The organism is Faecalibacterium sp. AF27-11BH (assembly GCF_003603005.1).
GTDB classification, from domain to species: Bacteria; Bacillota; Clostridia; order Oscillospirales; family Ruminococcaceae; genus Faecalibacterium; species Faecalibacterium taiwanense.
This window is the reverse complement of sequence record NZ_QVGS01000023.1, coordinates 1-471: the sequence shown is the minus strand read 5'-3', so window position 1 is coordinate 471 and position 471 is coordinate 1. Positions and strand designations below refer to the sequence as shown.

Here is a 471-nt window from a genome sequence, read left to right as displayed (position 1 = left end):
AGCAACGTCCAAAACCCTTTAGAATAAAGGGCGCAATTATACACCGTTCCGGTGAAATTGCGGTCTTGCAGACGGCTCGATGAAATCGAAGCTGGCGTTTGTGCGCCAGCCCGATTCCATCCCAAGGAAAACTGCATTTTCCTTGCGCTGCTTTGCAGCTATCCTTTTGCGGCTCCCGCCTGAGACCGAAGCGCACGGCACTCCGTTCCAAGGCGGCGAGCACAACCGAATACGATTCCAGACCGTTCACAAGAGCAATCTTGCTGGGCGGTCTTTTTGTTTGGGGGTGATGCCTATTCCGTGCCCACATTTCAAAATCACCATCGTCAAGCGCAGCCAAGGGCAGTCCGCTGTTGCCGGGGCCGCTTACCAGAGCGGCGAACGGCTGTTCAGTGAGTACGACCAGAAAACGAAATTCTACAACAAGAAGAAAGAACTTGTCCACGCCGAGATCATGCTGCCGTCCCATGC

At 54.1% G+C, this 471-nt stretch carries 2 protein-coding genes; one reads left to right on the top strand and one right to left on the bottom strand.

Annotated elements, in window-relative coordinates; translation table 11 throughout:
• The coding region (locus DWY76_RS14275) for a hypothetical protein (RefSeq protein ID WP_207665863.1) at nucleotides 1-250 on the bottom strand (250 nt) is incomplete at its 3' end.
• A gap of 45 nt (nucleotides 251-295) precedes the next feature.
• On the opposite strand from DWY76_RS14275, the gene DWY76_RS13415 reads away from it, so the two are divergent.
• A partial coding sequence (locus tag DWY76_RS13415; protein WP_165852644.1) for a MobA/MobL family protein occupies nucleotides 296-471 on the top strand: 176 nt, incomplete at its 3' end.